The organism is Streptomyces sp. NPDC002092 (assembly GCF_053593775.1).
In genome coordinates this window covers 171,759-197,196 of record NZ_JBSFDG010000016.1, presented here as the reverse complement: position 1 = coordinate 197,196, position 25,438 = coordinate 171,759, and the positions used below count along the sequence as shown (strand labels likewise).

26 protein-coding genes and 1 pseudogene are annotated in these 25,438 nt (G+C 71.2%); 12 read left to right on the top strand and 15 right to left on the bottom strand.

Features of this window, described 5'->3' with window-relative positions; translation table 11 throughout:
• Positions 1 to 4: 4 nt before the first annotated feature.
• The gene (locus ACWCRD_RS33180) at positions 5 to 964 is read right to left on the bottom strand and encodes a hypothetical protein (RefSeq protein ID WP_450969437.1); all 960 of its coding nucleotides are present in this window, start codon (positions 962 to 964) and stop codon (positions 5 to 7) included.
• An 11-nt stretch (positions 965 to 975) separates the two neighbouring features.
• The gene (locus ACWCRD_RS33175; protein WP_450969436.1) at positions 976 to 2,448 is read right to left on the bottom strand and encodes an APC family permease; all 1,473 of its coding nucleotides are present in this window, start codon (positions 2,446 to 2,448) and stop codon (positions 976 to 978) included.
• Positions 2,449 to 2,796: 348 nt separating this feature from the next.
• On the opposite strand from ACWCRD_RS33175, the gene ACWCRD_RS33170 reads away from it, so the two are divergent.
• A complete protein-coding gene (locus ACWCRD_RS33170; RefSeq protein ID WP_450969435.1) occupies positions 2,797 to 3,300 on the top strand; it encodes a DUF5709 domain-containing protein in 504 nt (167 codons plus the stop codon).
• A gap of 10 nt (positions 3,301 to 3,310) precedes the next feature.
• Here the strand turns inward: ACWCRD_RS33170 and sthA are convergent, their stop codons facing one another.
• Positions 3,311 to 4,714 carry a Si-specific NAD(P)(+) transhydrogenase gene (gene sthA / locus ACWCRD_RS33165; protein ID WP_450969434.1) on the bottom strand — a complete coding sequence of 468 codons (1,404 nt, stop codon included), beginning with the start codon at positions 4,712 to 4,714 and terminating at the stop codon, positions 3,311 to 3,313.
• Between the two features lie 224 nt (positions 4,715 to 4,938).
• Between sthA and ACWCRD_RS33160 the strand changes: the two genes are divergently transcribed.
• The gene (locus tag ACWCRD_RS33160; RefSeq protein ID WP_450969433.1) at positions 4,939 to 5,832 is read left to right on the top strand and encodes a molybdopterin-dependent oxidoreductase; all 894 of its coding nucleotides are present in this window, start codon (positions 4,939 to 4,941) and stop codon (positions 5,830 to 5,832) included.
• On the opposite strand, the gene ACWCRD_RS33155 is transcribed toward ACWCRD_RS33160, so the two are convergent.
• A complete protein-coding gene (locus ACWCRD_RS33155) occupies positions 5,753 to 5,959 on the bottom strand; it encodes a hypothetical protein (protein ID WP_450969432.1) in 207 nt (68 codons plus the stop codon). The two genes, ACWCRD_RS33160 and ACWCRD_RS33155, sit on opposite strands and share 80 nt — an antisense overlap.
• A gap of 163 nt (positions 5,960 to 6,122) precedes the next feature.
• On the opposite strand from ACWCRD_RS33155, the gene ACWCRD_RS33150 reads away from it, so the two are divergent.
• The gene (locus ACWCRD_RS33150) at positions 6,123 to 8,384 is read left to right on the top strand and encodes an MMPL family transporter (RefSeq protein ID WP_450969431.1); all 2,262 of its coding nucleotides are present in this window, start codon (positions 6,123 to 6,125) and stop codon (positions 8,382 to 8,384) included.
• On the opposite strand, the gene ACWCRD_RS33145 is transcribed toward ACWCRD_RS33150, so the two are convergent.
• Positions 8,356 to 9,378: a PP2C family protein-serine/threonine phosphatase gene (locus ACWCRD_RS33145; RefSeq protein WP_450969503.1), complete on the bottom strand. Its 1,023-nt coding sequence runs from the start codon at positions 9,376 to 9,378 to the stop codon at positions 8,356 to 8,358. The genes ACWCRD_RS33150 and ACWCRD_RS33145 overlap by 29 nt on opposite strands.
• 196 nt (positions 9,379 to 9,574) lie before the next feature.
• Between ACWCRD_RS33145 and ACWCRD_RS33140 the strand changes: the two genes are divergently transcribed.
• Entirely contained in the window at positions 9,575 to 9,904 is a 330-nt protein-coding gene (locus ACWCRD_RS33140) for a hypothetical protein (protein WP_450969430.1), read from the top strand.
• On the top strand, positions 9,897 to 10,541 hold the full coding sequence (locus ACWCRD_RS33135; RefSeq protein WP_450969429.1) for an AAA family ATPase: 645 nt from the start codon (positions 9,897 to 9,899) through the stop codon (positions 10,539 to 10,541). The genes ACWCRD_RS33140 and ACWCRD_RS33135 overlap by 8 nt, the downstream gene beginning before the upstream one ends.
• Before the next feature lie 272 nt (positions 10,542 to 10,813).
• Here ACWCRD_RS33135 and ACWCRD_RS33130 read toward each other — a convergent pair whose 3' ends face one another.
• Entirely contained in the window at positions 10,814 to 11,707 is an 894-nt protein-coding gene (locus ACWCRD_RS33130) for a Gfo/Idh/MocA family protein (RefSeq protein WP_450969428.1), read from the bottom strand.
• A gap of 259 nt (positions 11,708 to 11,966) precedes the next feature.
• Between ACWCRD_RS33130 and ACWCRD_RS33125 the strand changes: the two genes are divergently transcribed.
• Together ACWCRD_RS33125 and ACWCRD_RS33120 are read left to right on the top strand one after the other, a co-directional pair.
• Entirely contained in the window at positions 11,967 to 12,824 is an 858-nt protein-coding gene (locus ACWCRD_RS33125; protein ID WP_450969427.1) for an aldo/keto reductase, read from the top strand.
• A gap of 6 nt (positions 12,825 to 12,830) precedes the next feature.
• Positions 12,831 to 13,278, top strand: a pseudogene (locus ACWCRD_RS33120) (hypothetical protein); the annotation flags it as partial.
• Positions 13,279 to 13,586: 308 nt separating this feature from the next.
• On the opposite strand, the gene ACWCRD_RS33115 reads toward ACWCRD_RS33120, so the two are convergent.
• Positions 13,587 to 13,922, bottom strand: a complete 336-nt coding sequence (locus tag ACWCRD_RS33115; RefSeq protein WP_450969426.1) for a hypothetical protein — start codon at positions 13,920 to 13,922, stop codon at positions 13,587 to 13,589.
• A gap of 170 nt (positions 13,923 to 14,092) precedes the next feature.
• Here ACWCRD_RS33115 and ACWCRD_RS33110 point away from each other — a divergent pair, with 170 nt between their 5' ends.
• Both ACWCRD_RS33110 and ACWCRD_RS33105 read left to right on the top strand, forming a co-directional pair.
• Complete coding sequence (locus tag ACWCRD_RS33110; protein WP_450969425.1) at positions 14,093 to 14,332, top strand: DUF5133 domain-containing protein; 240 nt, start codon at positions 14,093 to 14,095, stop codon at positions 14,330 to 14,332.
• 153 nt (positions 14,333 to 14,485) lie between these two features.
• Positions 14,486 to 14,704, top strand: coding sequence for a hypothetical protein (locus ACWCRD_RS33105; protein ID WP_115911561.1), 219 nt, complete (start codon positions 14,486 to 14,488; stop codon positions 14,702 to 14,704).
• Between the two features lie 9 nt (positions 14,705 to 14,713).
• On the opposite strand, the gene tgmB is transcribed toward ACWCRD_RS33105, so the two are convergent.
• The 3 genes from tgmB to ACWCRD_RS33090 form a co-directional block, all read right to left on the bottom strand.
• Positions 14,714 to 15,706: an ATP-grasp ribosomal peptide maturase gene (gene tgmB / locus ACWCRD_RS33100; protein WP_450969424.1), complete on the bottom strand. Its 993-nt coding sequence runs from the start codon at positions 15,704 to 15,706 to the stop codon at positions 14,714 to 14,716.
• A 17-nt stretch (positions 15,707 to 15,723) separates the two neighbouring features.
• Entirely contained in the window at positions 15,724 to 15,915 is a 192-nt protein-coding gene (gene tgmA / locus ACWCRD_RS33095; protein ID WP_099933570.1) for a putative ATP-grasp-modified RiPP, read from the bottom strand.
• Positions 15,916 to 16,047: 132 nt separating this feature from the next.
• A complete protein-coding gene (locus ACWCRD_RS33090; protein ID WP_450969423.1) occupies positions 16,048 to 16,338 on the bottom strand; it encodes a YkvA family protein in 291 nt (96 codons plus the stop codon).
• A gap of 239 nt (positions 16,339 to 16,577) precedes the next feature.
• Here ACWCRD_RS33090 and ACWCRD_RS33085 point away from each other — a divergent pair, with 239 nt between their 5' ends.
• Positions 16,578 to 17,615 carry a hypothetical protein gene (locus ACWCRD_RS33085; RefSeq protein ID WP_450969422.1) on the top strand — a complete coding sequence of 346 codons (1,038 nt, stop codon included), beginning with the start codon at positions 16,578 to 16,580 and terminating at the stop codon, positions 17,613 to 17,615.
• Between the two features lie 118 nt (positions 17,616 to 17,733).
• On the opposite strand, the gene ACWCRD_RS33080 is transcribed toward ACWCRD_RS33085, so the two are convergent.
• Entirely contained in the window at positions 17,734 to 18,903 is a 1,170-nt protein-coding gene (locus ACWCRD_RS33080) for a hypothetical protein (RefSeq protein ID WP_450969421.1), read from the bottom strand.
• A gap of 304 nt (positions 18,904 to 19,207) precedes the next feature.
• Here ACWCRD_RS33080 and ACWCRD_RS33075 point away from each other — a divergent pair, with 304 nt between their 5' ends.
• Complete coding sequence (locus tag ACWCRD_RS33075) at positions 19,208 to 19,576, top strand: PadR family transcriptional regulator (protein WP_450969502.1); 369 nt, start codon at positions 19,208 to 19,210, stop codon at positions 19,574 to 19,576.
• Positions 19,573 to 20,574 (top strand): hypothetical protein, encoded by a 1,002-nt coding sequence (locus ACWCRD_RS33070; RefSeq protein WP_450969420.1) that lies wholly within the window; start codon positions 19,573 to 19,575, stop codon positions 20,572 to 20,574. Before ACWCRD_RS33075 ends, ACWCRD_RS33070 begins: the two co-directional genes overlap by 4 nt.
• 40 nt (positions 20,575 to 20,614) lie before the next feature.
• Here ACWCRD_RS33070 and ACWCRD_RS33065 read toward each other — a convergent pair whose 3' ends face one another.
• The 4 genes from ACWCRD_RS33065 to ACWCRD_RS33050 form a co-directional block, all read right to left on the bottom strand.
• Positions 20,615 to 21,580 carry a DUF1152 domain-containing protein gene (locus ACWCRD_RS33065; protein ID WP_450969419.1) on the bottom strand — a complete coding sequence of 322 codons (966 nt, stop codon included), beginning with the start codon at positions 21,578 to 21,580 and terminating at the stop codon, positions 20,615 to 20,617.
• Positions 21,581 to 21,652: 72 nt separating this feature from the next.
• Entirely contained in the window at positions 21,653 to 22,831 is a 1,179-nt protein-coding gene (locus ACWCRD_RS33060) for an FAD-dependent oxidoreductase (protein WP_450969418.1), read from the bottom strand.
• A gap of 145 nt (positions 22,832 to 22,976) precedes the next feature.
• The gene (locus ACWCRD_RS33055; protein ID WP_450969417.1) at positions 22,977 to 24,341 is read right to left on the bottom strand and encodes an FAD-dependent oxidoreductase; all 1,365 of its coding nucleotides are present in this window, start codon (positions 24,339 to 24,341) and stop codon (positions 22,977 to 22,979) included.
• Between the two features lie 201 nt (positions 24,342 to 24,542).
• Complete coding sequence (locus ACWCRD_RS33050) at positions 24,543 to 25,391, bottom strand: chitosanase (protein WP_450969416.1); 849 nt, start codon at positions 25,389 to 25,391, stop codon at positions 24,543 to 24,545.
• Between the last annotated feature and the right edge of the window lie 47 nt (positions 25,392 to 25,438).

Below are 25,438 nucleotides of genomic sequence, written 5' to 3'. Positions count from 1 at the left end.
GCGCTCAGCCCCGCAGCTTCAGCTCCTTGCGCCACCTCACGAACTGCTGGTCCGGATCTCCCGTGTACGACCAGGGAGCCCGTGTGGCCCGGCGCCCCAGCATCCGCAGCAGGGTGGCCGCGACGTCCGGAACGTTTGCATTGCAGGCGGCGTGCGCCAGGTAGTTGAGGTCGCGCAGTTCGCCGGGGGCGATGGCACTGTCCGTGCGGCCCATGATCCAGCGCTGCCAGGTACGGCGTACGTCGCTGACCGCGCCGTCGTGGTTCCAGTGCTGCCCGAGGCCCACCGCGGACTGGCTGCCCTGCGCCGCGTCCAGGGCGTAGCGGTACTCCTCCACGCGCGCGTACTGCACCAGAACCGGCAGTGCGCAGCCCGTGGGTGCCACTCCGGCCGCGTCACGGGCGAAGTCGTACATGAGGCCGTGGCTGCCGTGCCAGCGTGCCGAGTAGTAGTGCAGGACCTGCAGATGGCCCTCCACGCTGTACGGGTCGCGCTGGTGCAACTCGTCCCACCAGCGCGACAGTTCCTGCCGGCGCACCCCCGAGGAGTACAGCCGGGCCACCGAGATCAGGGAGATCCACGGCGTCGGGTCGTCCAGATATGCCTCCGCGGCCTGCAGACACGCCGTCACCGCGGTGTCGATGCGATGCTGGTCGATCGGCACGCCACGGCCCGCGGCGATCGCCAGGTTGAACGCACGGGCCGTCTCCGTCGCCGCCCGCAGCACCAGCGCGTCACCGCTGTGGGGCTCGGCCGCCAGCCACGACTCCACGGTCGAACTGCCCGCACAGGCCTGTGCGAGCAGCCGGATGCGGTGGCCGCGCGCGAGCCACTCCGGGCCGGTGTCCCGCAGCAAATCCCTGAGGCCCTGCCAGCGGCCGATGACGATGTCGTGACGTGCGTCGGTCAGGGGCGCGTCCCCGCAGTCGGGGTCGTAGTCGGGAGCGAATCGGTCTCTCGCCATCGGGGTCTGCCTCAGAAGTCGGTGGAGAGACCTTCGTGGACACGTGAGTTCGCGGTGGGCAGGTCGTCGGGGACGTACTCCGCCTCGACGGTGCGGCTGGCGTCCAGGCGGGCGGGCCGGTAGTAGTCGCTGCCCTGCCTCCAGTACCAGAGCATCGGGACCAGCCCGACGGCGAGCCCGCCGATGCCGATCGCGATCGCCGCGCTGTCGAGCTCGCCCAGCGACTCGGCGAAGATCCAGAACATGAACAGCGCGCCGAACAGCGGCCACAGCCCGCCGAGCAGGAAGTCGGCCGCCGACTTCAGCAGCATCCTGCGGTACGCCACGACCACCGCGAGGCCCGCGAGGCCGTAGTACACGGCGATCTGCAGGCCGATCGCCGAGATCGCGTCGGAGAGGATCTCACCGACGGAGCCCAGGGCGTTGGAGGCGATGAACATCGCCAGCGCCACCGCGCCGACCACCGTGATCGCCACCCACGGGGTGTTCCAGGTGCGGTGCACCCGGCCGAGAGCGGAGGGCATCGTACGGTCCCGGCCCATCGCGAACAACGAGCGCGTGACCTGGATGAGGGTGGTCTCCAGGGTGGCGATGGTCGACAGCATCACCGCCACGATCAGCAGCTTGCCGCCCCAGCCCGGCCAGATCTCCTCGCCGAGCGCACCCAGCACGTTCGCGTCGTTCGCCTCGATCTGCTTCGAGGTCAGGATGACGTTCACCGCGATGGTGAACACCTCGAAGAGCAGGAAGACGATGCCCACCCCGATCAGCCCGGCGAGTCCCGTCGTACGGCGACTGTTGCGGGTCTCCTCGCTCAGGTTGCTGGTGACGTCCCAGCCCCAGTAGTAGAAGGCGGCGACGAGTGCGCCCGAGGCGAAGCCCGACACTCCGTCGAAGTGGGAGAAGCCGAGCCAGGACCAGTCGAACACGCGGGCGTTGCCGGTGTGGAAGACGGCGAGCACCGCGAACAGCGCCAGTATCGCCAGCTCGACGCCGGACATGACGAGCTGGGCCCGGACCGTGAGCCGGGCACCGCCGAGCACCACGAGCAGCATGATGATGAACCAGGCCGCGCCGACCACCGTCGACAGCGCGGTGTTGTCGGCGAGGCCCTCGTCGAACAGGGCCAGCGTCATCGAACCTGCGGGCAGCGAGCCGGCCACCATGAAGATGGTCGCCGAGATGACCAGCGCCCAGCCGCTGATGAACCCGAGAAAGGGATGCAGGGTGCGCCCCACCCAGGAGTAGCTGGCGCCCGCGTTCACGTCGATACGGCCGAGATAGCTGAACGCCAGCGCGATGCCCAGCATGGGTATCGCGCAGTACAGCAGCGCGGCCGGGCTGGCCAGGCCCACCGCGCCGACCAGGACGGCGGTGGTCGCGGCGATCGAGTACGCCGGGGCACTGCCCGCGACGGCCATCACCACGGTGTCGAACGTACCGAGGGCATTGGCCTGCAGCCCTCTGCCCCTGCTGTTGCTCATGGTTGCGCTGCTTTCCGTCTTGCACGACGCGAGGGCGACCCGCCCCGACGGCGTAGGGGGAGGTGGGGGGTGGTGAACCCGCCCCGGATCCCCGAGGGTTGGCCTCGGAGCAGATCAAGGGCAGCGAAAAAACAAAGGGGTGGGTGGAGAGCGCACGGCTACCTGCGTTGTCGTTCGGTCACACCGTGTGTGCGAGTGATGATAGCCCTACTCCTTGAGCTTTCAAGATTGACCAAGGGGTAACCTCCTGCGCCGCCGGCGACTGCCGTGGTTGGACGGCGCGCAACGGGAAACGCGGATCGGGACACCGTAGGAGAACGACCCGCCGCAGCGCGCGAGGAGGCACTCATGGGCAGCGAACGCACGAGCCCCGAACCGATGGCCGACGACGTCTACCAGCCCACCGGGACGAACGAGGAGCAGGAGGACGCGGCGCCGCTCGACCTGCAGGACGCCGTCGACGAACGCACCTACGACGACACCCTCGACGAGGGCTACTCGCCACCGGAGAAGCCGCTCGGCGTCACCAAACACGGCACGACGGCCGCCGAGCAGCGCACCGGCGAGAGCCTCGACGAACGGCTCGCCGAGGAGGTCCCCGACGCGGCCGTGCCCGCCGGTGACGAGATCGGCGACCTCCCCGGAGGCGAGGGCGAACCCGTCGACCCCGAGGCCGGCACGGAGCGCGCGGGCCGCCTGGTCGCGCCGGACGAGGGCGCCCACCCCGACACGACCAAGGAGACGATCGCCGACGACGTGGGCATCGACGGCGGTGCCGCCGGCGCCGAGGAGGCCGCCGTCCACGTCGTCGAGGACGAGACGCGACTGCCCGACGCCGGGCAGGACCGCTGACGCCGGCCCCTCAGTCGCCGATCCGGTCGATCTGCCGCAGCTTGTTGGTGGCGTCGAGGGCGGCGACCTTGTAGGACTCCGCCAGCGTCGGGTAGTTGAAGACCGCGTTCACCAGATAGTCGACGGTGCCACCGCAGCCCATCACCGACTGGCCGATGTGGATGAGCTCGGTGGCGCCGGTGCCGAAGCAGTGCACGCCGAGCAGGGTGCGGTCCTCGGGGGAGACCAGCAGCTTCAGCATGCCGTGCGAGTCGCCGATGATCTGGCCGCGGGCCAGTTCGCGGTAGCGGGAGATGCCGACCTCGAACGGCACGCAGTCCTCGGTGAGTTGGTCCTCGGTCCGGCCGACGAAGCTGATCTCCGGGATGGTGTAGATGCCGATGGGCTGCAGGTTGTGCATCTGCCCGACCGGCTCGCCGCACGCGTGGTAGGCGGCGGCCCGCCCCTGTTCCATCGACGTCGCGGCCAGCGCGGGGAAGCCGATCACGTCGCCGACGGCGTAGATGTGCGGCACCTCGGTGCGGTAGTGCTCGTCCACGGTGATCCGCCCGCGCCTGTCCGCGGACAGTCCGGCCTTGTCCAGGTCGAGTTCGTCGGTCAGGCCCTGCCGGCCCGCCGAGTACATCACGGCGTCGGCCGGTATCTTCTTGCCGCTCTCCAGGATGGTCAGCGTGCCCCGCGCATGCCGCTCCACCGCGGCGACCGTCTCGCCGAACCGGAACGTCACGGCGAGATCCCGCAGGTGGTACTTGAGCGACTCGATGACCTCGACGTCGCACATGTCGAGCATCCCGGCACGCTTCTCGACCACCGTCACCTTGCTGCCGAGCGCCGCGAACATGGAGGCGTACTCCATGCCGATGACCCCGGCGCCCACGATGACCATGGAGCGCGGCACGCGTTCCAGCGCCAGCACGTTGTCGGAGTCCATGATCGTACGGCCGTCGAACTCGACGCTGTCCGGCCGGGCCGGCCGGGTACCGGTGGCGATGACGATGTGCTCCGCGCTGAGCAGCCGTTCGTTGCCGGTGACCTCGCGCAGCGCGATGGTGTGCGGGTCGACGAAACTGCCGGTGCCGGCGAAGAGGGAGACGTGGTTGCGGGAGAGCTGGCTGCGGATGACGTCGACCTCCCGGCCGACCACGTGCTCGGTGCGCGAGGTCAGGTCGGAGACGGTGATGTCCTCCTTCAGCCGGTAGCTCTGCCCGTACAGATCCCGCTGGGTGAGACCGGTCAGATACAGCACCGCCTCGCGCAGGGTCTTGGAGGGGATGGTGCCGGTATGGATGGAGACCCCGCCGACCATGTCGGGGCGGTCGACGACGGCGACCCGGCGGCCGAGCTTGGCCGCGGCGATGGCGGCCTTCTGGCCACCCGGGCCGGATCCGATGACAAGCATGTCGAAGTCGGGCACCCTCCGGAGTCTGTCAGCCCCGCCCCCCGCTTCGAAAGACTGAACGGACGACTACCGCCCACGAAGTGACGGGGAACATCAGCGCCAGTCCGTCCGGCCGATGCCCTCCTCAGGGCGGCCAGCCGGGCATTGTCGCTCCGCTGGGTTGTGCCGGGGGCTGGCCACCCGCAACCACGGCCTCCCGCTAGAGGCCTGCGCCACGACGTGACCCCGCCGGGCCCGCAGTGCACCACCTGCTGACGCGCTACGACATCCCGTACGTCCCCGACGGCACGCTCTGGCCGCTGAGCGTCGGGCGCCGGGTCCGCCGTCCGCTGCAGCTGGACCTGGCCGAACTGCGCGCCCTCCCTCCGGTCAGCACGCGCGTGACCATGCAGTGCGCGGGCAACGGCGGGGCCCTCCTGACGTCCCGTCAGGTCGGCTGGCCCTGGCTCGCCGAGGCCGGCGTGGCACGGGACGCCGTCGAGGTGGTCTTCACCGGCGCCGACCACGGCGTGGAACGGGGCGTCGCACAGGACCACCGGCGCTCCCTGCCGGTGGACTTGGCCGTGGGCAACGAGCCCGAGGTTCTGATGGCGTACGCGATGAACGGCGCCCCGCTGCTGCCCCGGCACGGCCGCCCGCTGCGCCTGATCGTGCCCGGCAGGCAGGGCATGGCCCAGGTGAAGTGGCTGCGCGAGATCACCGTCACCCACACGCCGTCCACCGGTTTCCAGCAGGCCGTGGCCTACCGGCTCCGGCAGGACCCCGCCGACGAGGGCCGGCCGGTCACCCGCATCGAGCCGCGCGCCCTGCTGGTCCCGCCCGGCTTCCCGGACAACATGTCCCGCTCCCGCGTGGTGCGACCCTGGCGAGCATCTGCTGAGCGCGCGGGCCACCCACGCCGAAGGACACAACCAGCCATCGGAGCAGCACTGGAACCGCGGCCGCTGCACCAACACCCTCGTCCAGCGGGTGCCCGTGCCGTGCCTGGAGCCCGGCGACACGGACTGAACCGGCACCGGGTCTCCAGGCGGCCGTACGGGAGCGGGTGGGGCTCTACGGCAGCAGTTTCTCCAGGGCGGCGGGGCCCTCCGTCTCCAGCTTGCGCCTGGCCCATTCGAGGTTGCGCGGGGTGATGTCCCTGCCCGTGGCAAGGACCAGGTCCTCCGGCGACACATCGGTGCCGGTACTGGTGTGGAGCAGGTCGTCCGGGGTGATGCGTTCCTCGGACGGCCCGGACACGTCGGGCTGTGACGTCGGCATGATCTCTGCTCCTCGAGTCCGGATCGCTACTGCTAACACCATTCATCGCGGGAGCCCGGCGTGCATCCGGAAGCACACGCGAGCGACCCGAGATGCCTAAGTGACAGGGCGGGCGTCTAATGAGAGGCGACGACCGTCTCGACCGGCAGAGAAGACCGAGAGAATGTCACCGACCCACACCGAAACGGGGGGCGCAGGGGCTGCCCCCGGAGGGGGGCTGCGACGGCTGGGGGAGTGGTGCGCCAGGCACTTCGTGATCGTCATCCTGGCCTGGCTGGTGGCGCTCGTGGCGCTGCAGACCCTGAACCGGTCCTTCGGCGGGGAGTACTCCGACAATTTCTCCCTGCCGGGCGTGCAGTCCCAGCAGGGCCTGGACGTCCTGAAGAAGCACGATCCCGCGGCGGGCGGCTACAGCAGCCAGATCGTCCTGCACGACGGGCAGAAGTCCCTCACCGCGCTGAGCTCGCAGATGTCCACCGCGATCGGCGACGTGCAGAAACTGCCGCACGTCCTGTCGGCCCAGAACCCGCTGTCCGCCCCGGCCTCGAAGGTCGGCCCCCTCGCCTCCGACGGGAAGACCGGCTACATCACCGTCCGCTTCGACGTCCAGCCCTCGACCCTGGGCGACAACTACCTGAGCGGGGTGGACAAGGCGGTGCAGCCGCTGCGCTCGGCAGGCGCCCAGGTCGAGTACGGCGGACCGCTCGGCGAACTGGGCCGGTCCGCCGCCGACGACCGGGTGAGCGAACTGATCGGCTTCGCTGTCGCGATCGTCGTCCTGCTGATCGGCTTCGGCAGCGTGATCGCGGCCGGCCTGCCCCTGTTCACGGCACTGGTCAGCGCCGTCGCCGGGCTCGCGATCCTCGGACTGCTCGCGGCGGCGTTCACGTTCGCGACCGTCTCACCGACCCTCGCGACCATGATCGGGCTCGGTGTCGGCATCGACTACGCCCTGTTCCAGCTCACGCGGCACCGCCAGAACCTCATGAACGGGGTGGATCCGGTCCAAGCCGCGGGCCATGCCACCTCCACCAGCGGCCGGGCCGTGCTCGTCTCCGGCTGCACGGTGATCATCGCGCTCGCCGGCCTGTACGCGTCCGGGGTGAGCTTCATCGGGAAACTCGGCCTGGCCGCCGCCATGACGGTCATCTCGGCGGTCGTCGGCGCACTGACGCTGCTCCCGGCCATGCTCGGCCTGATCGGCAGACGCATCGACCGCTACCGCGTACGGCGTCCCGTCGCCGAGACCGACGCCGAGCCCGGAGCCGAGCCGACCGGCACGTGGCACCGCTACGCCCAACGTGTGGAGCGCAGACCCTGGCAGTTCCTGGCGGCAGGCATCACGGCCGTCGTCGTCCTCGCCATCCCGTTGCTCTCCATCCAGCTCGGCCACATCGGAGACGGCGCCGACCCCACCTCCTTCACCGACCGCCGCGCCTACGACCTGATGACCAATGCGTTCGGCCCCGGCTCCAACGGCCCGCTCACCGTCGTCATCGACCAGACCTCCGTGGCGTCCTCCCAGCGCTCCGCCCTCTCCTCCCAGGCCCAGAAGACCCTGAACGCAGTGGCCGGCGCCTCCACCGTCACGCCCCTGACACCCACCAAGGACGGCGACGTCCTCGTCGGCACGGTCTACTCGAAGCAGTCCCCGCAGAGCGCCTCGACCACCGCCCTGACCAACCGCCTGATCCACCACACCCTCCCCGACGCGGTCTCCGGAACGAAGGCCAAAGGGTACGTAACCGGCACCACCGCCGCCCAGGTCGACTTCCGCGACATCGTCGCCGGCCGGCTGCCCCTGATCATCGGCGTCGTGGTCGCCCTCGCGTTCCTGATCATCCTGGCGGTCTTCCGCGGTCTGCTCGTGGCGGTCAAGGCGGCCGTCCTCAACGTGCTGTCGATCGGTGCCTCGTACGGCGTGGTGGTGGCCGTCTTCCAGTGGGGCTGGGGCGGGCCCGCGCTCGGCGTGCACGGCAAGGTGCCCATCGAGAGCTATGTGCCGATGATGATGTTCGCGATCATCTTCGGTCTGAGCATGGACTACGAGATCTTCCTGCTCTCCCGTGTCCACGAGGCCTGGCTGCGCACCGGCGACGCCAAGGCCTCGGTCGCCCACGCCCTGGAGATCACCGCCCGGGTCATCACCTGCGCCGCCCTGATCATGGTGAGCGTCTTCGCGGCCTTCATCGTCAGCGACAACATCGTGGTCAAGATGCTCGGTCTGGGGCTCGCGGTGAGCGTGCTGATCGACGCGACCGTCGTACGGCTGCTGATGGTTCCGGCCGTGATGACGCTGCTGGGGCCGCACGCCTGGTGGACGCCCCGCTGGCTGGACCGGATCATGCCGCACATCGACGCCGAGGGCGGGCAGGTGGCAGACCCCGCGTCCGACGTCAGCCGCCGTCCCGTGACACGGGCGTGAGGACGAGCATCGTCACGTCGTCGTCGATGCCGGGGCAGTACCGCACGAGATCCGCCCACACCCGGTCCGCGAGCACGGCCGGATCGTCGTCGGCCAGCGCGGACAGCCGGTCGGTCAGCGGGTAGAAGGTGCCGGAGGGGTCGCGGGCCTCGCTCACGCCGTCCGAAGCCAGGAACAGGCTGTGGCCGGGCTCCAGCCGCAGCGTGAGCCCGGCGTGCGGACCGCCGTCCGACAGGCCGAGACCGAGCGGTGTCCACGCGGCGAGCTCGATCTCGGTGGCCTGCCGGCCGCGCAGCAGCACGGGCGCCGGATGCCCGCAGGACACCATCCGCACCGACCGGCCGTCGGGCGAGAACTCCAGCAGTACGGCGGTCGCGAACAGCTCGGCGTACCGGGACGACGCCGAGTCCAGCTCCAGCCTGCGGTCGAGGCGAGCGGCGACCGACTCCAGGTCCGGCTGGTCCAGCACCGCCTCCCGGAAGGCCCCCAGCAAGGCGGCAACCGTGGAGACCGCCGCCAGCCCGTGCCCCTGGACGTCGCCCATCACCGCCCGCACCCCGTGCGGTCCCTCGCGTACGTCGAAGAAGTCGCCGCCGACCAGCGTCCCGCGCTGCGCGGCCCGATACAGGCCCACGCAGCGGACCGGGCCGACCCGCTCGGGCAGCGGAGGGACGACGGCGCGCTGCGCGGCCTCCGCGACGGTGCGCTCCAGATCCAGCTGGGCGTCGCGGCGGCTGCGCACATAGGACACGAACACGCTCAGCACGGCGACGAAGGAGATGGTCAACAGGTCCGTGTTGCCGGGGTGGTTGAGCTGGAAGGCCGGGATGTTGAGCACGGCGACGACGACACCGCCGAGGAGCGCGGTCGTCAGCGGCCCGTACGAGAGGACGGCGAGCGGTGGGATGGCGCCCAGCAGAAAACCGATGTCGAGGGGTTCCTGGCTGGCCAGGGTGGCCGCGCAGACGCCCGCGATCAGGACGACCGGGAGCATCCGCACCAGCCGGGGCGGTGGCGCGCCCCGCAGCCAGCCCCGCCGGTCGTGGTCCTGCCGGCGCGCTGACAGGAGGTGCACCTTTCCCACAGCACCACGCTCCTACGGCGGGACGCCGCCCGCACGCCGGGCCGGCTGTCGGTGCCGGGTGGCATGCTGGTCGATGGCGGTGATCGGCGGCTGAAGGGGGAGCGGCGTGGGGTTCGAGGGCGAGGTCTGGCAGGTGCGCACGGGCGCGGAACCGGTCGGGGAGATCCTGATCGACGACGCCGACTTTCCTTGGCTGTCCGGCCGTTTCACGGCTGGTCCGGCGTTTGCGGAGGTCCGGGATCTGTTCGCCCGTGAACTCGCCCTGGTCGCGCGGGACGACGAGGAGCAACGGCAGGAGTGGGAAACGGCCTACGACGAGATCACCAGACGGGTGTCCCTGTCGTCGCCGGACGGACCCGTTCCCGAGTTCCTGCTGCACATCGAGGGCGACCGGGCCTGGTTCCGCTGGAGCGACGAACCGTCCGAGCATGGGTAGCGGCGCGGCGGCGCCCGGCGTACGGGTCGTGCTGATCGGCGGCACGTCGAACGTGGGCAAGTCGACGGTTGCACGAGCGGTGGCGGAGCGTCTCGGTTTCGAGTATCGGTCGACGGACCTGCTGGCCCGCCACCCCGGGCGGCCCTGGAGAACCCCGGAGCGGGAGGTGCCCGCCCATGTCGCCGAGCACTATGCGTCGCTGACGGTGGACGAACTGATCACATCCGTCCTCGCCCACTACGAACGGCTGTGGCCCCGCATCCGCACACTGATCGGGACCCATGCGGCCCAGAACGGGGCCGGCGCAGGCCTCGTCCTGGAGGGCTCGGCGCTGTGGCCCGCCCGCGTCGCAGGGCTGGACGTCCCGCACACGGGCGCCGTGTGGCTGACGGCCGACGCAGCGGTGCTGCGCGCCCGGGTGCACGCGGGCGGACGGTACGAGGCGGCGACGGACGAGGAACGGGCACTGATGGACCGCTTCCTCGCCCGCACGGAGCGCTATCAGAACCTCATGGTCGAGGCCCTCGACGAGCTGAGCCTCGACCGCATCGACACCGGAGCCGGTCTGACCGTCCCCACGCTGGTCGACTCGGTCCTCGCCACAGTGGCGAAGCAGACCGCACCAGGCAGACCGTGACGCCGTGTCAGCACTTCCCACAGGGCCTGGGCCTCGCTTCGATGCCGGGTCGCGGGGCGGACCGTCCCCACGCTGGTCGACTCGGTCTCGTTGTGGCCAAACAGCCCGTCGCGGAGGGGCCATGACGTCGCGTCAGCCGACTGGAGTCCGCAACAGGGCCCTGTGGCTCGACGACCGCATCGATGCCGGGGTGTGGGCGGTCCGGCCGGCGCGTCGATCGACTCGGCCCGTTTTGATCAAATGGGCCGCTGTAGAAAGACTGTGACGTCGCGTCAGCCGGTGGCGCCGTCCAACAGGCCCTGCGCCTCGACCAGGATCTCGGTGACCCGTTGGCCGAACGCGGCGTCGCATGCGTGCGGGCGTCCGGTGCGGGCGGCGGCGAGGAGTGCGTCGGCGGCATGTCCGAGCGCGGCGACGGCTCCCTCGGCGCTCTGCGGCAGCACCGACACCCCCGCCGCGCCCCGGAGTTCGGCAGCGGCGCACGACGCCGCGGGCGGGGCCGACAGGCTGAGCGTCAGGGTGCTCGAGGCGCCGCCGGCATGGTCGAGAACCAGATGGACCGTGTCGCCGGGACCGGGCGCCGCGGCCACCACACGCCGGGCGTCACCGAGGACCGGCAGCAGTACGGACAGGGCATGCGGGCCCACGTCCCACAGCGCGCCCTTCTCCCGCCGCCAGGGCGAGTTGGCGAACGGGCTGTCGCTGTCACCGCCGAACAGCGCCCCCAGCCACTGCGCGTGCGCCGTGAACCAGCCCCCCACCCCTGCCTGTTCGGTGATCCACGCCTCGGTCTCCGGCAGGAAGCGGCTGGTGAAGAAGACGACCGAGGCGACGCCGGCCTCCTGGACGGCGTCGACCACGGCCCGCCCCTGCCCGACGGTCGTGGCGAGCGGCTTGTCCAGCAGCAGATGACACCCCGCCCGCGCCGCCCGCACCGCGAGCTCCGCCTGCACGGCCGGCGGCAGGGCGACAGCGACCGCGTCCACGTTGGCGAACAGTGCGTCGACGTCGTCGTAGGCACGCGTGCCGAACCGGTCGGCGAGCTGCTTCGCGGCCTCCGTACGGCGGCCCCACACCCCCACGAACTCCAGCTCCGCATGCTCGTGCAGGGCAGGGGCGTGCGCCATCTCCGCCCAGGGACCGGTACCGAGAAGTCCTATGCGCATGCCGCCGCCTCTCCACTCCGTCGCCCTTGCGGCGACCGACCGCGAGCGAGCCTCGCACACCGGCCGACCGGTCGCGCAAGCAGATTCGGCTCAGGCGGCGATTCAGTGGTGCGGCTGCTGAATGCGTTCTCTTTCCTCTATTGGACCTACGGCCCGTAGGCGGGTCACGCTGGAATGCGTTTGGGCTTTCCCGCACTCCATGTGCGGTGGGCCGAACATCATTCGGTACCGCGCAACAACCGGAAGAGGTCACGAGCACATGCAGACCCGCCGCATCGGTGACGTCGAAGTCAGCGCGATCGGCCTGGGCGGGATGCCCATGTCGATCGAGGGACGGCCGGACGAGGCACGCTCCCTCGCCACGATCCACGCCGCCCTCGACGCCGGCGTGACCCTGATCGACACCGCGGACGCCTACCACCGGGACGCCCACGAGGTCGGCCACAACGAAACCCTGATCGCCAAGGCGCTCTCCTCCCACGACCGCGGCCGGGACGTCCTGGTCGCCACCAAGGGCGGCCATCTGCGCCCCGGCGACGGCAGCTGGACCCTCGACGGCAGCCCCCGCCACCTCAAGGAGGCCTGCGAGGCGTCCCTGCGGCGGCTCGGCGTGGAGGCCATCGGGCTCTACCAGTTCCACCGCCCCGACCCGAGGGTGCCGTACGCCGAGTCCGTCGGTGCGATCCGCGACCTGCTGGACGAGGGCAAGATCCGACTGGCGGGCATCTCCAACGCGAACCCCGACCAGATCCGGCAGGCGAACGAGATCCTCGGCGGCCGGCTGGTCTCCGTGCAGAACCAGTTCTCCCCGGCCTTCCGCTCCAGCGAGCCGGAACTCGAACTGTGCGACGAACTCGGCATCGCGTTCCTGCCCTGGAGCCCGCTCGGCGGCATCTCCCGGGCCCGTGAACTGGGCTCCGCCTACGCGCCGTTCGCGCGGATCGCCGAGGCCCACGGGGTCAGCCCGCAGCGTGTGTGCCTGGCCTGGATGCTCGCCAAGTCGCCGGTGGTGGTGCCCATCCCCGGCGCCAGCCGCCCGGAGACCATCCTCGACTCCCTCGCCGCGACCGAACTCACCCTCGACGCCGAGGAACTCGCGCAGCTCGACGCCGTCTGACAGGCCCACCCGGTCCGCACCCTCGGCTACCTGTTCCGCGCCGACCGCCGCCACCTGATCGCGGCGGTCGGCGTGTCCACGCCAAGCTCGGCCCGATCTCCCTGCTGACGCTGATCACCGCATCCCTCGTCGACGCCGTCGTCAAGCACCAGCCCATCGAGCGGCTCTGGCTCGCACCGGGATCATCCTGCTCATCCTGCTGGGTACGGCAGTGTGCGCCGCACCCGTATGCAGCAGCCGTCCATCGGCTGCCACTCGCGCGTCAGCGCCGGCGTGCTGCAGGCCAAGGTGGTCCGCGACATGGAGACGGTCGAGCAGCTGGTGTCACCCGCGCCCACGGCCTGGCGGGCAAGGCGCCGCGCCGCATGGACGGCACCCTGCGCAGGCTGTTGACCTCGGCATGCGCCTCGACCTGCTCAACGGCCGGTTCGGGTCGCCGGCCTGGCTCGTCCTCAGGTGGTCGGCGTGGTCGTCCATGACACCCGGCGAGACGATGCCCTCGTCGGTGCGTCCGGCGCGGGCAAGTCCACCCTGCCGCAGGGCTTCCCGCGCCCTGATCACGGATCCCAAGGGCTGGTCCTGGACGAGGCGACCTCGGCCCTGGACACTCGCTCGGAGGCTTTCGTCCGGCAGGCGCTGGCCCGGCTGCTGCACGGGCGGACCACCTTCGTGGTGGCGAACCCCTGCGCGGCGGCGGGGCGTACACACAGCTGCGCGGCGGACAGATCGCCTGAGCCGCCGTGCGCGCCCCGCGCCGTCTCCTCAGGCGGCGCTGCTGCGGCGCATGCCGTGCGGGCAGGTCGAGTCGTGGTGGATGCCGAGGCTCGTCCACCAGCGTTCGCAGCACGCGGCGTCCAGCTCACCGCGCACGATCTCGTCGGTGGCCGTGCGCGCGGGGTGGCGTGCCACGACCGCGGCCCTGCGCAGGTCGCGGATCAGTGTCTCGCGGACGACGGCGATGACCGGGACCAGGCTCGCCGCGGCGAACAGACATGCGGCCCACCGGGGGCCGTGGAGGAATTCGAGGACCGTGGCCCAGGCGAGTTCGGCGCTGGTGGTGAGGTAGAGGGTGCAGAGGAGGCGGCCGGAGCGGTTCATGTGCTTCACCGTTCGTGCTGAGGGGGTTACCCTCTGTTCAACGCCTCGCGGCGCGCTGGGAATCGGGTCGGACGGCGGTTTTGCGTCAATTGAGGCTCGGGGCGCGGAAGATGCGATTGGTCCGGGCCTGACCGGGAAGGCGAGGCGCAAACCAAAGAGAGGAGCACTTCGTGCTCGTTCCGGACCCCAAGGTCGTCAGAACGTTGCTCACCAGATACGCGTCGCTGCGCATCGCGCAGGCGGAGCGTGAGGAGCCGCAGGCCGCACGGGAGTTGGCGGACGTCAGCCTTGCCCTGTGCGCCACCATGGGAGCCGCGAGCGTCGAGGACGCGATCACCAAGGCGGACGCCCTGCTCATCGCCTCGCGAGGGGCCGCAGGCGGGGACGGCGGCCTGTCACTGGCCGTCTGACGCGACGACAGTTTCGAATGACGCACATCCGGACAGTCACAACCGCCGTGTCGGCGTCAAGTGCTCCTGGAGAATTCACACCCTGGTATCCCGGGGCGCATACACTCGACAGCCGTGCCCATGCGCATGGGCCACCACACGAAAGGCGCGTCGGTGTTCCAGGATTCCCCGATCTACGACCGACTCGTCGCCGAGCGCGGCGACGTCCCCACTCAGGCTCGCCGGGAGGCCGAGCGCGTGAGCCGGGAACTGGAGTACGCCATGCGGCCGCTGCAGTCCTTCGGCTCCGTACCCGCCGCCCCCGAGCGCCACTCCTCGCCAGGGGCCGGATGGCAGCGGACCGCGCTGCTGCCCGGCTCGCTGCCCCACTGACCGCCGCCCTCAACACACCGTGGTGCTGGAGCCGTTGACTCGTGTCTGCGGCTCCGGCCCGGGACGAGCCAGCCACTCCGCTATGGTCCGGGCGATCGGCAGCCCCGTCTCCACCTCGACGAAGCCGAACTGCCCCGACTGATTGCACTCCAGGAACCACCAGGTGCCGTCGGCGTCCTCGGCGAAGTCGAAGGCGCCGTAAGCCAGTTCGGCCTCACGCAGGTAAGAGCGGACGGCGTCGGCGATGCGCGGCGGGACGTCGGTCGCACGCCACGGTATGTCGGCCGAGGCGAAGCGCACGTCCACCGCACCGGGATCGTCCGGATCCGCGTCGTCGGCAGCCGCCTTGCGGGCCGCCAGCAGCCGCTCGCCCACCACGGTCAGCCGGATGTCGGCCCGCTTGCCCACCCGCCGCTGCAGCAGCGTCGGCCCGAACGCCACGGCGGAGAAGTCCGTGTCCGGCGCCACCCTGCTGGTCGGTACCGCCCGGGGCGGATCCTGCGGATGGGCCCCGGACACCGGCTTGACCACCAGATCCGGATAGCGGTCGGCGAACTCCCGGGCCGCCTGCGGAAACGTCGTGATCAAGGTGGCCGGCACGGGCAGTCCGCAGCGCTGGGCGAGCCGCAGCTGCCACGGCTTGTGCCGGGCCCGGCGGGCCGCGTCGGGATGGTTCATCCAGCGGGCGTCCGAGCCCCGCAGCATGCCGTACAGGGCCTGGGCGGACTCCTCGGTCAGCCAGGCGGATGGCTGGGCCGCCCGCGCGGCCGCATCCCCCGGCCTGCGCACCCAGACCGACCGCAGCCCGGCGATGCTCACCAGGCGGCCCGCGGACTGGAGGTGGCCGCGGAAACGGCCGTGCACGTACTCACCGGACAACGCGACAGCGCCGGGCAGGTCGGCGGGGTCCAGGCGGACCACCGGGACCCCGGACGCGTTGAGGTGCACGACCACCATGTCGGCGGTCACGTCCTCTTCACAGGTCAGGATCAGCACGGTCATAGTGGGCGGTTCCGCGTTCAGTCGTCGAAGTGTGTCTTGGAGCCCGCGGTGGACGTGGTGGTCCCCAACTCTCTGAGCAGCGCGAGGTCGCCGGCGGCGACCCGGCCGTCCATGAGCACGTTCAACTGCAGCCCGGAGTCGTAGACGTACGGAGTCGTGGCTTCCAACTCCACCGCCGGACGTGCGTAGTTGAGCGCGAACGGTTGCATCGTGTCTCCCTCGTCAGTGCAGCACCGACCCGGCGGTCCGCTCCCCGCGGCGCCGCCCGGCCCGCCGACTGCATTGCCCTTCCAGTCACTTATACGAATCGAACGAGTGATTGGTTTCCTTACTCTGCGTAGTCACAGGGAGGATTCGTGACGATTCGGCCCGTCCAAAGGGCCGCGCATGCTGCGCAGAGCAAGGAGAAGGACGCCGATGTCGTCCAGGTAGACCGGGTCGGGCAGCAGGTCGGTCGGCAGCACGAAGTACAGGACGGCACCCCAGAAGACCCAGCGCCGACCGGTCGGAAGCCCGGCACGCATCAGGTCGCGCCGCGTCCGCACCAGCCGTACCAGCAGGGCGACGGCCACCGCGAGGGCGAGCGCCGCGAGGGCAACGGCGACCACGATCACCGTTGTGGTCCATTTCACGGTCCTCCTCCATCCGGCGTGCCGAACGGCGCGCCCCTTGTCCCGGATTCCCCTTTCCGGCGTTCGTACGTCCTCCGTCACCCCGTCAGAAGCGCGACAGTGCCTCACACCTGTGGCCCATCCCGACTGGCACGGACCGGAAGCGGCGCTTAGTAATGGCACTGCATCGCAACGTCGTGAAACGCGCCGGGAGATGCGAGAGCAGGTGAACCGTTCCGTCTATTCCATGGAGGAGAGTCATGAGCATCCGCTCTTCATCACCCCGTCCCTACGACCCCTCCATAGTCGGCGCGCACGACGACCCGGCCAGCGCCCTGGTGCATGCCGCCATCGCGGACCGGCCACTGGAGGAAGTCGCCAACCTGATCACCATGCTGGAGCAGTCCCCGGAGTATGCGAAGGCCACCATCGACGCGTTGCGCGCGGTCGGCACGGACCGCTCCGTGGAGGACGTCACCCGTCTGGTCACCCTGCTGACCCAACCGCCGCGCGACCCTTCCAGTGCGGACGAGGTCATCCGTGCGGCGGCCGAGAACCGTCCGGTGGAGGAAGTGACCCGGCTGATGGCGCTGCTGCACCTGCCGTCGACGGAGCGCCGCTTCGGACAGGAGGCCGCAAAGGCGGTCGCCGCGGCGCGGTCCGTGGAGGACCTCGTGGAACTCATCGGCCGGCTGAGCACAGAACGCGGTGCCCACCCCGCCCCGCCGAAGACGGAGCCGTCGCTTCCGCAGCCCGGCGAGGCGGACTGGCGCCCGGAAGGCACCGGCAGCGGCCTTCCGCCGTTCCCGACGGTCCTGCCTTCCTACGGTGGCGACACCATGCCGAGGCAGCCCGTCGGCGCGCCGCGCCGCGCCGCCGAGCGCCCGCCGTGGGCGGGCCTGCTCGTCGCAGCCGCACTCTTCCTGTGCGCGCTGCTCTGGTTCCCGATGTACAAGTCGGGCACGTCCGTCGACGTGTACGCCTCCGGCATCGCGGTGTCGATCCTGTACGCCCTGCTGGCCGTACTGGTGACCCTGCGTCCCGTCCGGGCCGTGCTCGTGGTCGCGGCCGTGCTGCCGGCGCTGCTCGCCGGGGCCGAGCTGTACCGCGGGTTCCGCTCGCGGTCGCTGTTCCGGGCGCTCGACCTCACGCTCGCCCCGGGCTGGCTCGCCGGCCTGGTCGCCGTGATCGCGGCACTGACGGCAGTGACGGCCCTGGTCCTGCGCGCAGCAGCGCGCCCTCCCGCCCTGGGGGGTGCTCCTGCCCGTCCTCTGGCCACGGCACGGCGTCTGGACTGATGCGCCGCGTCCCCGCCGCCCGCACGGCGTCGCGGCCCCGCGCCCGCGGTTCTCCGGACCGCGGGCGCTTCGGCGTCGGTGGACAAACCCCGCGCAGGCGGTTCCCGTGCCCAGGTGCTCAGCGGCCGGAGGAGTCCGGCCGCTCGACTGCGCCCTCCGCCTCCTGTCCGCTGTCCGGGGCGGACGTGGGACGCAGCGCTTTGGCGGTGTCCTTCAGCCGCTCCAGCTTCCGCGTCAGCTGCTGGAAGGGCGAGCCCTGGGGCTGAGCGGGCGGCTGCGGCCGGGCCGGCGGCCCGTCGCCGTTCTCGCGGTAGACGGCCAGCGCCTCGTGCGCGCGCTCGGCGGCCTCGCGGTACAGATCCCGGGACTTCGTCATGGCCTCGAGCGCCTCGGCGTACATGGCCACGAGCCCCCGTGCGTGGGCGAGTTCCTCCTCGATCGTCCTCAGCTGCCAGTCGTCCCGCAGGGCGGTGACGGCCTCCTCGGCGCCGTCCGGCAGCGGAAGCGGCAGCGCGGCGAAACGGGTCAGGGCGTCGACGAGTTGTGCGGGCCGTGAGCCGTCGAGGAAGACGGTGCGTACGGAGAAGTCGTCCGCGTCGAAGCCTTCGGGGGCCGGCGTGGTGGGCAGCAGGACGGCACCGCCGCGCGGGACCTGCACCCCGAACTCGCGCAGGGCCCGGTTGACGATACGCAGCTGGTCCGGTGCGGCACGGTGCTCCAGCACGCGGTGGCGCAGGCTCGGCGGCAACAGCGGGCCGAGCGGCAGCCGCCCGCGCTCGTCGGGCGTCATCGCCTCGTGCACGACGAGGTTGATGTTCCAGGCTCCGTGCACGGAGTTGCGGAGCAGGCGCCGGATGTCCTTGTCGTCCGCGGGCAGGCGGTTGGCCTCCCGCAGGCGCAACCCCGTGCCGGGCTGGTGGTCCCAGGGTGCATCCGGCTCGGCGGGCCAGAACATGGTGGCGGGGGAGGGCCACGCCTGCTCCCAGGGGCGTTCCGCCTCCGCCGCCAGCACCCATTCCACGCCGGTGCCGGCATCGGGCGTCAGGGTCAGCCTGGCCCGCACGGTCACCGACTCGGCGACCGTCCAACGCGCCTCGAAGACGCAGTCCGAAGTACTCGCGGAGGTCTCGGAGACGGCCACCTCCAGATGGTCGTCGATGGTCCCCTCGTCCTTGAGCCGGTGCAGCGTCCGGCGTACGACGTCTTCGGCATCGGGCCCGGTATGGCTGCCGCGGGCCAGCCACAGGGTGGGGGACGGGGTCGGTCGGACGGAGGGCGAAGTACGCATGAGTCCATCTGAGGGCGGGGGCACGTGTATCCACCAGTATCGTCGCCGCGCGCCGGCGGGGTGCCCCCGGGGGGTGCTCGCACGGGAGGCGCGCGGTGCACTCGGGGTGCGAGGAACGCACTCCAGGACACCCGGTTCACCCGTATCCCCGGCGTACGGGGCCCGCCACAATGGCGCCCGCGAACAGGGCCCGCCCACCATCCGCTTAGGGGCGGGTCCTGTTCGTGTACCGCCGCGCCGTATGACTCGCTCTTGGGTTATATATCGGAAGCCGAGATATCATGGCGGCATGGCATCGAGGAGCATGACTCAGGCGGCGTTCTTCGTCCTCACCGCCCTGGCCGACCAGCCCCGGCACGGCTACGGGATTCTCCGGGAGGTCGAGGAAGTCTCCGGCGGCGCCGTGCAGTTGCGCGTCGGCACCTTGTACGGCGTCCTGGACCGGCTCACCGCGGACGGGCTGATCGTCCTGGACCGCGAGGAGGTCCACGAGGGCCGGCTGCGGCGCTACTACCGCCTGACCGACGAAGGCATGCGGGCGCTCGACGCGGAGGCGGAGCGCATGGCGGCCGGCGCCAGCGCCGCCAAGTCGCGCATCGCCGAGGGGCGCAAGACCCCCGGCGCGGTCGCGAAACCGTCCGCAGGCCCAGGACTGGCAGGAGGTGTGGCATGACGACGCTGCTCGAGAAGCGCTGTCGCACGGTGCTGCGCCTGCTGCCCGCCTACTACCGGCGGGGCCGGGAGGAGGAGATGGTCGAGGTCTTCCTGTGGGACGTCGACGAGGAGCTGCAGGACCAGAGCAGGCCCACCCTGGGCGAGGTGGCGAGCATCGCCGCCCTCGCCGTGCGCAGCAGGCTCGCCGCCACCGGGGCGCCCCGGCCGTACGCCCTGCTCGGGTCGGCCGTCCGTCGCTTCGCCCTGTTCGCCGTGCTGCTGCAGGCCGCCGCCGCGGTCGTCGACCGGGTCCTGGAGCTGACCTGGGCGGGCACGCACGGAGCACGCGAGTGGGACATGTTCCTGACGGGATTCACCGGCCGCGGGCCGCTCATGAGCGTCGTCGGGGCCGCCCAGTGGACGCTGCCGCTGCTGTGGACGGTCGGATACTTCGCCCTCCTGCACGACCGCCGGCGCCTCGCCCGGACGTCGGTGCTGCTCGCCGCGCTGCCCACGCTGTGGCCGTTCGCCGGTCCGCTGGTGCTCGAACTGGAGCCGTGGGACCCGTGGTTCGCCACCGCCGGCGCGCTCTTCGCCTGGCTGCCGGCGCTCGCCCTGTGCGCGGCACACCACCGGGACGCCCCCGCGGCCGTGCTGCCCGTCGGCACACCCGGCCTCGTCTTCGCGGCCTGCAGTGTGGTGATGGGTGCGTCCGAGGTCGTGCTGCCCGCCACGCCCGACGCCGTCTGGGCGCCGGCCACCTGCTTCGTCCTCGGGGCGCTCGGCTGGCTGCTGCTGCGCCGTCGCCGCATGGACACGCGCCCCGCCTGCGGCGCCATGGCACTGGCCGCGCTGGGCCTGCTGCTCATCGCGGTGCGATGCGCCACGCTGTATCCCTGGCTGGGCCTTCCCGTCCCCGCCGCCTTCGTCGGCGCCGCCCTCGGCCAGACGGCCGCGCTCACGCTGCTGACCCTGGCGCTGACGGTGGTGGCCAGACGAGACCTCGCCGGGCGCTGACCCGCGCGGGGGCCGGGGCCGGCGCTGCCGCCCCCCATGCTCAGTGCGGGTAGACGCGCGGAGGCCGCTGGCGCGCCAGCCCGGCGCGGAAGTCCTCGATGACGGCGCTGATCTGGCGCATCAGCGCGGTGTTCTCCAGCCGGTCCAGGTAGAGGTTCCGGCGGGCGAGACCGGGTGCGTCCACGCAGAAGTACAAGGACATCAGCGGGTTGATGAACAGTTCGCTGTCCTTCGTGCGCCGCGTGAAGCGGACGTCGCCGAACTCACCGCGTACGGCTGCCGCCACCGAGCCGTTGACGATGCTCGGGTACTCGGGCGTGCTGCGCTGGGCATGGGCGACCGCGTCGAGGTAGAGGGCGCCTTCCCTGCTCTCGCGCGGGAGCGAGAAGGTGCCCAGGTAGGCGCCGTCCCGGTCCAGCGCGGCCAGGTTCTCCAGCACCAGGGAGTGGTTGACCCCGTGATGGGCGTCCGCCCCGAACCCCAGGCAGGCGACGAGCCGTTGGGGTATCTCGTCCAGCCCGTTCACGGCGGCCAGGCTCGCCATGTCCTCCTCCGGTGTGCCCAGGCCGTGCTCGTCACCCCGCATGAGGATGTCGGTCCCGCCGTCCACCAGCACCAGGGCGTCGACGCCGCCGAGATGCTCGACGAGAGCGCGGTACGCGGCGCGCAACGGTTGCACCCCGGTCTGCGGGAACGCGTACACCGTGGCCGGCAGGCCCTGCCCTTCCAGCCACCGGGCGAGGGTGCGCTCCGGGAAGTAGTCACCGCGCGCGGCGGTGTCGGGCCCGACGGCCGCGACGTCCGCCTCCAGCCACACGTCCATGTCCAGCCCGTACAGATCGGCGAAGGACAGGTTGGCCAGATGGACCTCCTTGCCCGCCGAGCGCAGCGCGAGGGCCAGCGGAAGGCCGGCGTACACGTCGAAGCCGCCGCCCGTACCGGCGACGAGAACCCGCCGGGCATCGCGCAGACGTGTGAAGAAAGGGGGCTCTGTGAGGGAGAACACCGGGGGACGGTAACAGGCTGAGGGGGTGTCAGGGCGGTGCCTCTTCCGGCCGTCGGCTGGTGCCCGGCACGCTCACGCGTTCCCGGCCGACTGTTCTTCCATGATGTCGGACTCCCACTCCAGCAGACGTATCAGTCCATCCTCCCCGGGCCGTGCAGGAGGCGTACCCCGAGGCCCGGCCGGGGACGGGGAGTGCGTGCCCCGGGAGATGTTCCCGCTCACGGTGATGTTGTGTTCGACGCGTGGCCGGCGCAGCTTCTCGTACAGGCTGAGCGCCGTGTCGGTGCCGGGTGCGTCGCGCAGGCACTTCGCGAGGATCACCGCGTCCTCCAGCGCCATGGACGCGCCCTGACCGGTCGCCGGGGAGGCCGCGTGGGCCGCGTCGCCGATGAGCAGGAGGCGGCCGGAGCGCCAGGGAGTGCCGGCGGGTATCTCGGTGGCGTTGGTGACCATGACCTCGGCACCGGCGGCCGCGACGATGTCCGCGGCGGGAGTGGTGTCCTTGCGCAGCAGCGGAACGAGCAGTTCACGCCAGTCGGCGGGCGAACCGTTCGCGATCTCGTCGGCGTCCAGCGGCTCGCCGCCCACACGTGCGAACCAGTACGTCTCCCCGTCGGGCGAGACGGCGTAGCCGAAGGCCGCCGTGCTGCCGCGCACCATGGTGATGCACGCCTCCGGTCCCGACCGCTCCGCGGCGCCGGTGTAGCCGTAGAAGACCCGCTGGCCGGCGTAGCACGGCTGGGTTTGCGGGGTGATCTGCCGGCGGACCGTGGAGTTCAGGCCGTCGGCGCCGATCAGCAGGTCGCCGGTCGCGGTGCTGCCGTCGGTGAAGTGTGCGGTGACGCCGTCGGCGCCGTCCTGGACGGAGGCGAGGCGGGCGCCGTGCCGGATGACGATGCCGCGGCGTGCTGCCTCCGCCTGCAGGGCCGCGGTGAGGTCGCCGCGGCGCAGGCAGCGGTACTGCAGGAGAGGGGCGGCGGCTTCACCGAGGGGTACTTGTGCCAGCTCGGCGCCCGAGTCGTCCAGCACCCGCATCGAGGTCAGCGGGAAGCCGAGCGCCGTGACCGCGGCAGAGGCGTCGAGCTGAGCGAGGGCGCGCATGCCGTTGCTGGCGAGGGTGAGGAACGCGCCCAGATCCTCGGCCGAGCCGGGATGCGCCTCGTGCACGGTCACCTCGAAGCCCGCCTTGCGCAGGGCCAGAGCCGCCGCCGTGCCGGCTGTGCCGCCGCCGATGACCAGTACGTGTGCCACGCCCCACCCCGCTCGTCTCCGCACGGCCCCCGCGGTCGTACGCCCACAGGGAGGAACGCATGAGCGACATCAGGGGTTCCGTGCGAAGCCGACGCCGGTGGTGCCAGGCTCCTGCGAGGCGTGGCACGACCGGCGTTCGTCCGCGTCAGGCGCCGCTCGCCCCGAGCATGTCCTCACGCTCGACGATCTTCACGCGCTCACGGCCCTGCGGCTCGCCCAGCGCCTTCTCCGCGGCGTCCAGCTTGTACCAGCCCTCCCAGGTGGTGAAGCGGACGCCACGCTCGGCGAGGAACGCGTCCACGGCCTCGGGCTCGGGTGAACCCGGCGTCTGCAGACGGCCGTTCGCGTGGTCGTCCAGCAGGTTGGCCACCGTCTCGTTGGCGTCGCCCTTGGTGTGCCCGATGAGGCCCACCGGACCGCGCCGGATCCAGCCGGTGACATACGTCGACTGCAGGTGCTCGCCGGACTCCTGGACGACCCGTCCGCCCTTGTCCGGGACGGTGCCCGAGTCGAGGTCCCAGGGCAGCTTGGGCAGCTTGTCCGACAGGTAGCCGACCGCACGGTAGACCGCGGTGACGTCCCAGTCCTTGAACTCGCCGGTGCCCTTGACGTTGCCGGTGCCGTCGAGGGCGGTGCGCTCGGTGCGCAGGCCGACGACCTTGCCGTCCTCGCCGAGGATCTCGCTGGGCGACTCGAAGAAGTGCAGGAACAGCTTGTGCGGGCGGTCGCCGACGTCGCGGATGGCCCAGTTCTCCAGGGTCTTGGCGACCATGTCGGCCTGCTTGTTGCCGCGCCGGGTCTCGATCGAGCCCGCGTCGTAGTCGATGTCCTCGGGGTCGACGATGACCTCGATGTTGGGGGAGTGGTCCAGCTCCCGCAGCTCCATGGGGGAGAACTTCGCCTGCGCCGGGCCGCGCCTGCCGAAGACGTGGACCTCCAGCGCCTTGTTGGCCTTCAGGCCGTCGTAGACGTTCGGCGGGATCTCCGTCGGCAGCAGCTCGTCCGCCGTCTTGGCGAGGATGCGGGCCACGTCGAGTGCGACGTTCCCGACGCCGAGCACGGCGACCTTCTCCGCCTCCAGCGGCCAGGTGCGCGGCACGTCCGGGTGGCCGTCGTACCAGGACACGAAGTCGGCGGCGCCGTACGAGCCGTCGAGGTCGATGCCGGGGATCGGCAGGGCGCGGTCGGCCGTCGCACCCGTGGAGAAGATCACGGCGTCGTAGAAGGCGCGCAGGTCGTCCAGGCTGATGTCGGTCGGGTAGTCGACGTTGCCGAAGAGGCGTATCTGGGGCTTGTCGAGCACCTGGTGCAGGGCCGTGATGATGCCCTTGATGCGGGGGTGGTCGGGGGCGACGCCGTAGCGGATCAGGCCGAACGGGGCGGGCATCCGCTCGAAGAGGTCGATGGACACACCGGGGTCGGCGGCCACCTCGGACTTGAGCAGGGCGTCGGCGGCGTAGATCCCGGCGGGGCCGGCTCCGACGATGGCTACCCGCAGGGGGCGCGGCATGATCAGGTTCCCTTCGAGCGATGACAGACGACTCGAACGGGAAGCCTAAGCTAAGGCAAGCCTAAGTCGGTACACGGGTCCGCTCTATGAGCTCATAAATCAATTTTATGACTGGGGAACGGGAACTCGAACACGGGCATCGGCCTGGCACCGCCGGGCTGCCGTACCGTGCGGGGGCGGTACGGCAGCCCGGCGCAGCGCTCAGCCGATGTGGTAACTGTCCCCGTACACCTTCCAGTTGAGCGGGGTGTCGAGACACAGGTTGCCGTTGCGCAGGAAGACCCGCTGCTCGGTGTCGACCCGGCTGGTGTCGCTGTGCGCCTCCTCCTGCTTCATGGCCCACACCCGGGCGTCGAGGAAGGCGTTCAGGTACGCCACCTCGTCGCCGCCCTGCGCCGGCGGCTTGGCCTTGTTCAGGGCGCGCTTGCGTATGTTGCGGAAGCTGGTGGGGTCGTCGCCGTCGCCGTGCATGACGATGGCGTCGTAGTACGCGAACTGCCCCAGCGTCCCGATCCGGTCCGCCCTGCCCTGCTGGACGGCCGGATTGAAGTACACACGGTCGCGCTCGTCGTTCTGCGCCTGCTGGAACGCGGTGTCCTGGGCCGCCTTGCGCCAGTCGCGGGGGAAGTTGGGGTCCAGGCCCTCGTGCGAGTCGGAGCCGTTCACCGCGCGCAGCGCCGGGAGGTATTTGGCAAGGACGTTGCCGGGCTTGCGGTCGGTGTAGAGCTGGACGAGGTCGAGCATGTCGCCGGTGCCGGAGCAGAAGCCGATGATCCCGGCGGTGTAGCCGCGGCCGTCGCCGATGTCCTCGATGTACTTGTACTGCGCCTTCCAGTCGAGCGAGGAGTTCTCCGCGCTCGACACCAGCTTCATGGCGATCTCCTTCTTCGCCGGATCGTCGAGGCCCACGCAGCCCGCCGCGGCCGGGCTGGCCGAGGCGTGGGAGGGCCGCAGGAAGGGCGCTGCGGCGAGGGATGCTCCGGCCGCCACGAGGACGGTGCGGCGTGCGATGCCGGCTGGGCGTGCAGGGTCGCTGGCGGGGTGCGTCACGGGGGCTCCAAGTGGTGGTGGGGGGTGGGGAGTTGGCCGTACTGACA

Excerpts from the sequence above, each read along its gene's own strand:
- ACWCRD_RS33180 (WP_450969437.1), bottom strand. The coding sequence starts at position 964 with ATGGCGAGAGACCGATTCGCTCCCGACTACGACCCCGACTGCGGGGAC.
- ACWCRD_RS33175 (WP_450969436.1), bottom strand. The coding sequence starts at position 2,448 with ATGAGCAACAGCAGGGGCAGAGGGCTGCAGGCCAATGCCCTCGGTACG.
- ACWCRD_RS33170 (WP_450969435.1), top strand. The coding sequence starts at position 2,797 with ATGGGCAGCGAACGCACGAGCCCCGAACCGATGGCCGACGACGTCTAC.
- ACWCRD_RS33155 (WP_450969432.1), bottom strand. The coding sequence starts at position 5,959 with ATGCCGACGTCACAGCCCGACGTGTCCGGGCCGTCCGAGGAACGCATC.
- ACWCRD_RS33150 (WP_450969431.1), top strand. The coding sequence starts at position 6,123 with ATGTCACCGACCCACACCGAAACGGGGGGCGCAGGGGCTGCCCCCGGA.
- ACWCRD_RS33145 (WP_450969503.1), bottom strand. The coding sequence starts at position 9,378 with ATGCTCCCGGTCGTCCTGATCGCGGGCGTCTGCGCGGCCACCCTGGCC.
- ACWCRD_RS33135 (WP_450969429.1), top strand. The coding sequence starts at position 9,897 with ATGGGTAGCGGCGCGGCGGCGCCCGGCGTACGGGTCGTGCTGATCGGC.
- ACWCRD_RS33130 (WP_450969428.1), bottom strand. The coding sequence starts at position 11,707 with ATGCGCATAGGACTTCTCGGTACCGGTCCCTGGGCGGAGATGGCGCAC.
- ACWCRD_RS33125 (WP_450969427.1), top strand. The coding sequence starts at position 11,967 with ATGCAGACCCGCCGCATCGGTGACGTCGAAGTCAGCGCGATCGGCCTG.
- ACWCRD_RS33115 (WP_450969426.1), bottom strand. The coding sequence starts at position 13,922 with ATGAACCGCTCCGGCCGCCTCCTCTGCACCCTCTACCTCACCACCAGC.
- tgmB (WP_450969424.1), bottom strand. The coding sequence starts at position 15,706 with ATGACCGTGCTGATCCTGACCTGTGAAGAGGACGTGACCGCCGACATG.
- tgmA (WP_099933570.1), bottom strand. The coding sequence starts at position 15,915 with ATGCAACCGTTCGCGCTCAACTACGCACGTCCGGCGGTGGAGTTGGAA.
- ACWCRD_RS33085 (WP_450969422.1), top strand. The coding sequence starts at position 16,578 with ATGAGCATCCGCTCTTCATCACCCCGTCCCTACGACCCCTCCATAGTC.
- ACWCRD_RS33080 (WP_450969421.1), bottom strand. The coding sequence starts at position 18,903 with ATGCGTACTTCGCCCTCCGTCCGACCGACCCCGTCCCCCACCCTGTGG.
- ACWCRD_RS33075 (WP_450969502.1), top strand. The coding sequence starts at position 19,208 with ATGACTCAGGCGGCGTTCTTCGTCCTCACCGCCCTGGCCGACCAGCCC.
- ACWCRD_RS33070 (WP_450969420.1), top strand. The coding sequence starts at position 19,573 with ATGACGACGCTGCTCGAGAAGCGCTGTCGCACGGTGCTGCGCCTGCTG.
- ACWCRD_RS33055 (WP_450969417.1), bottom strand. The coding sequence starts at position 24,341 with ATGCCGCGCCCCCTGCGGGTAGCCATCGTCGGAGCCGGCCCCGCCGGG.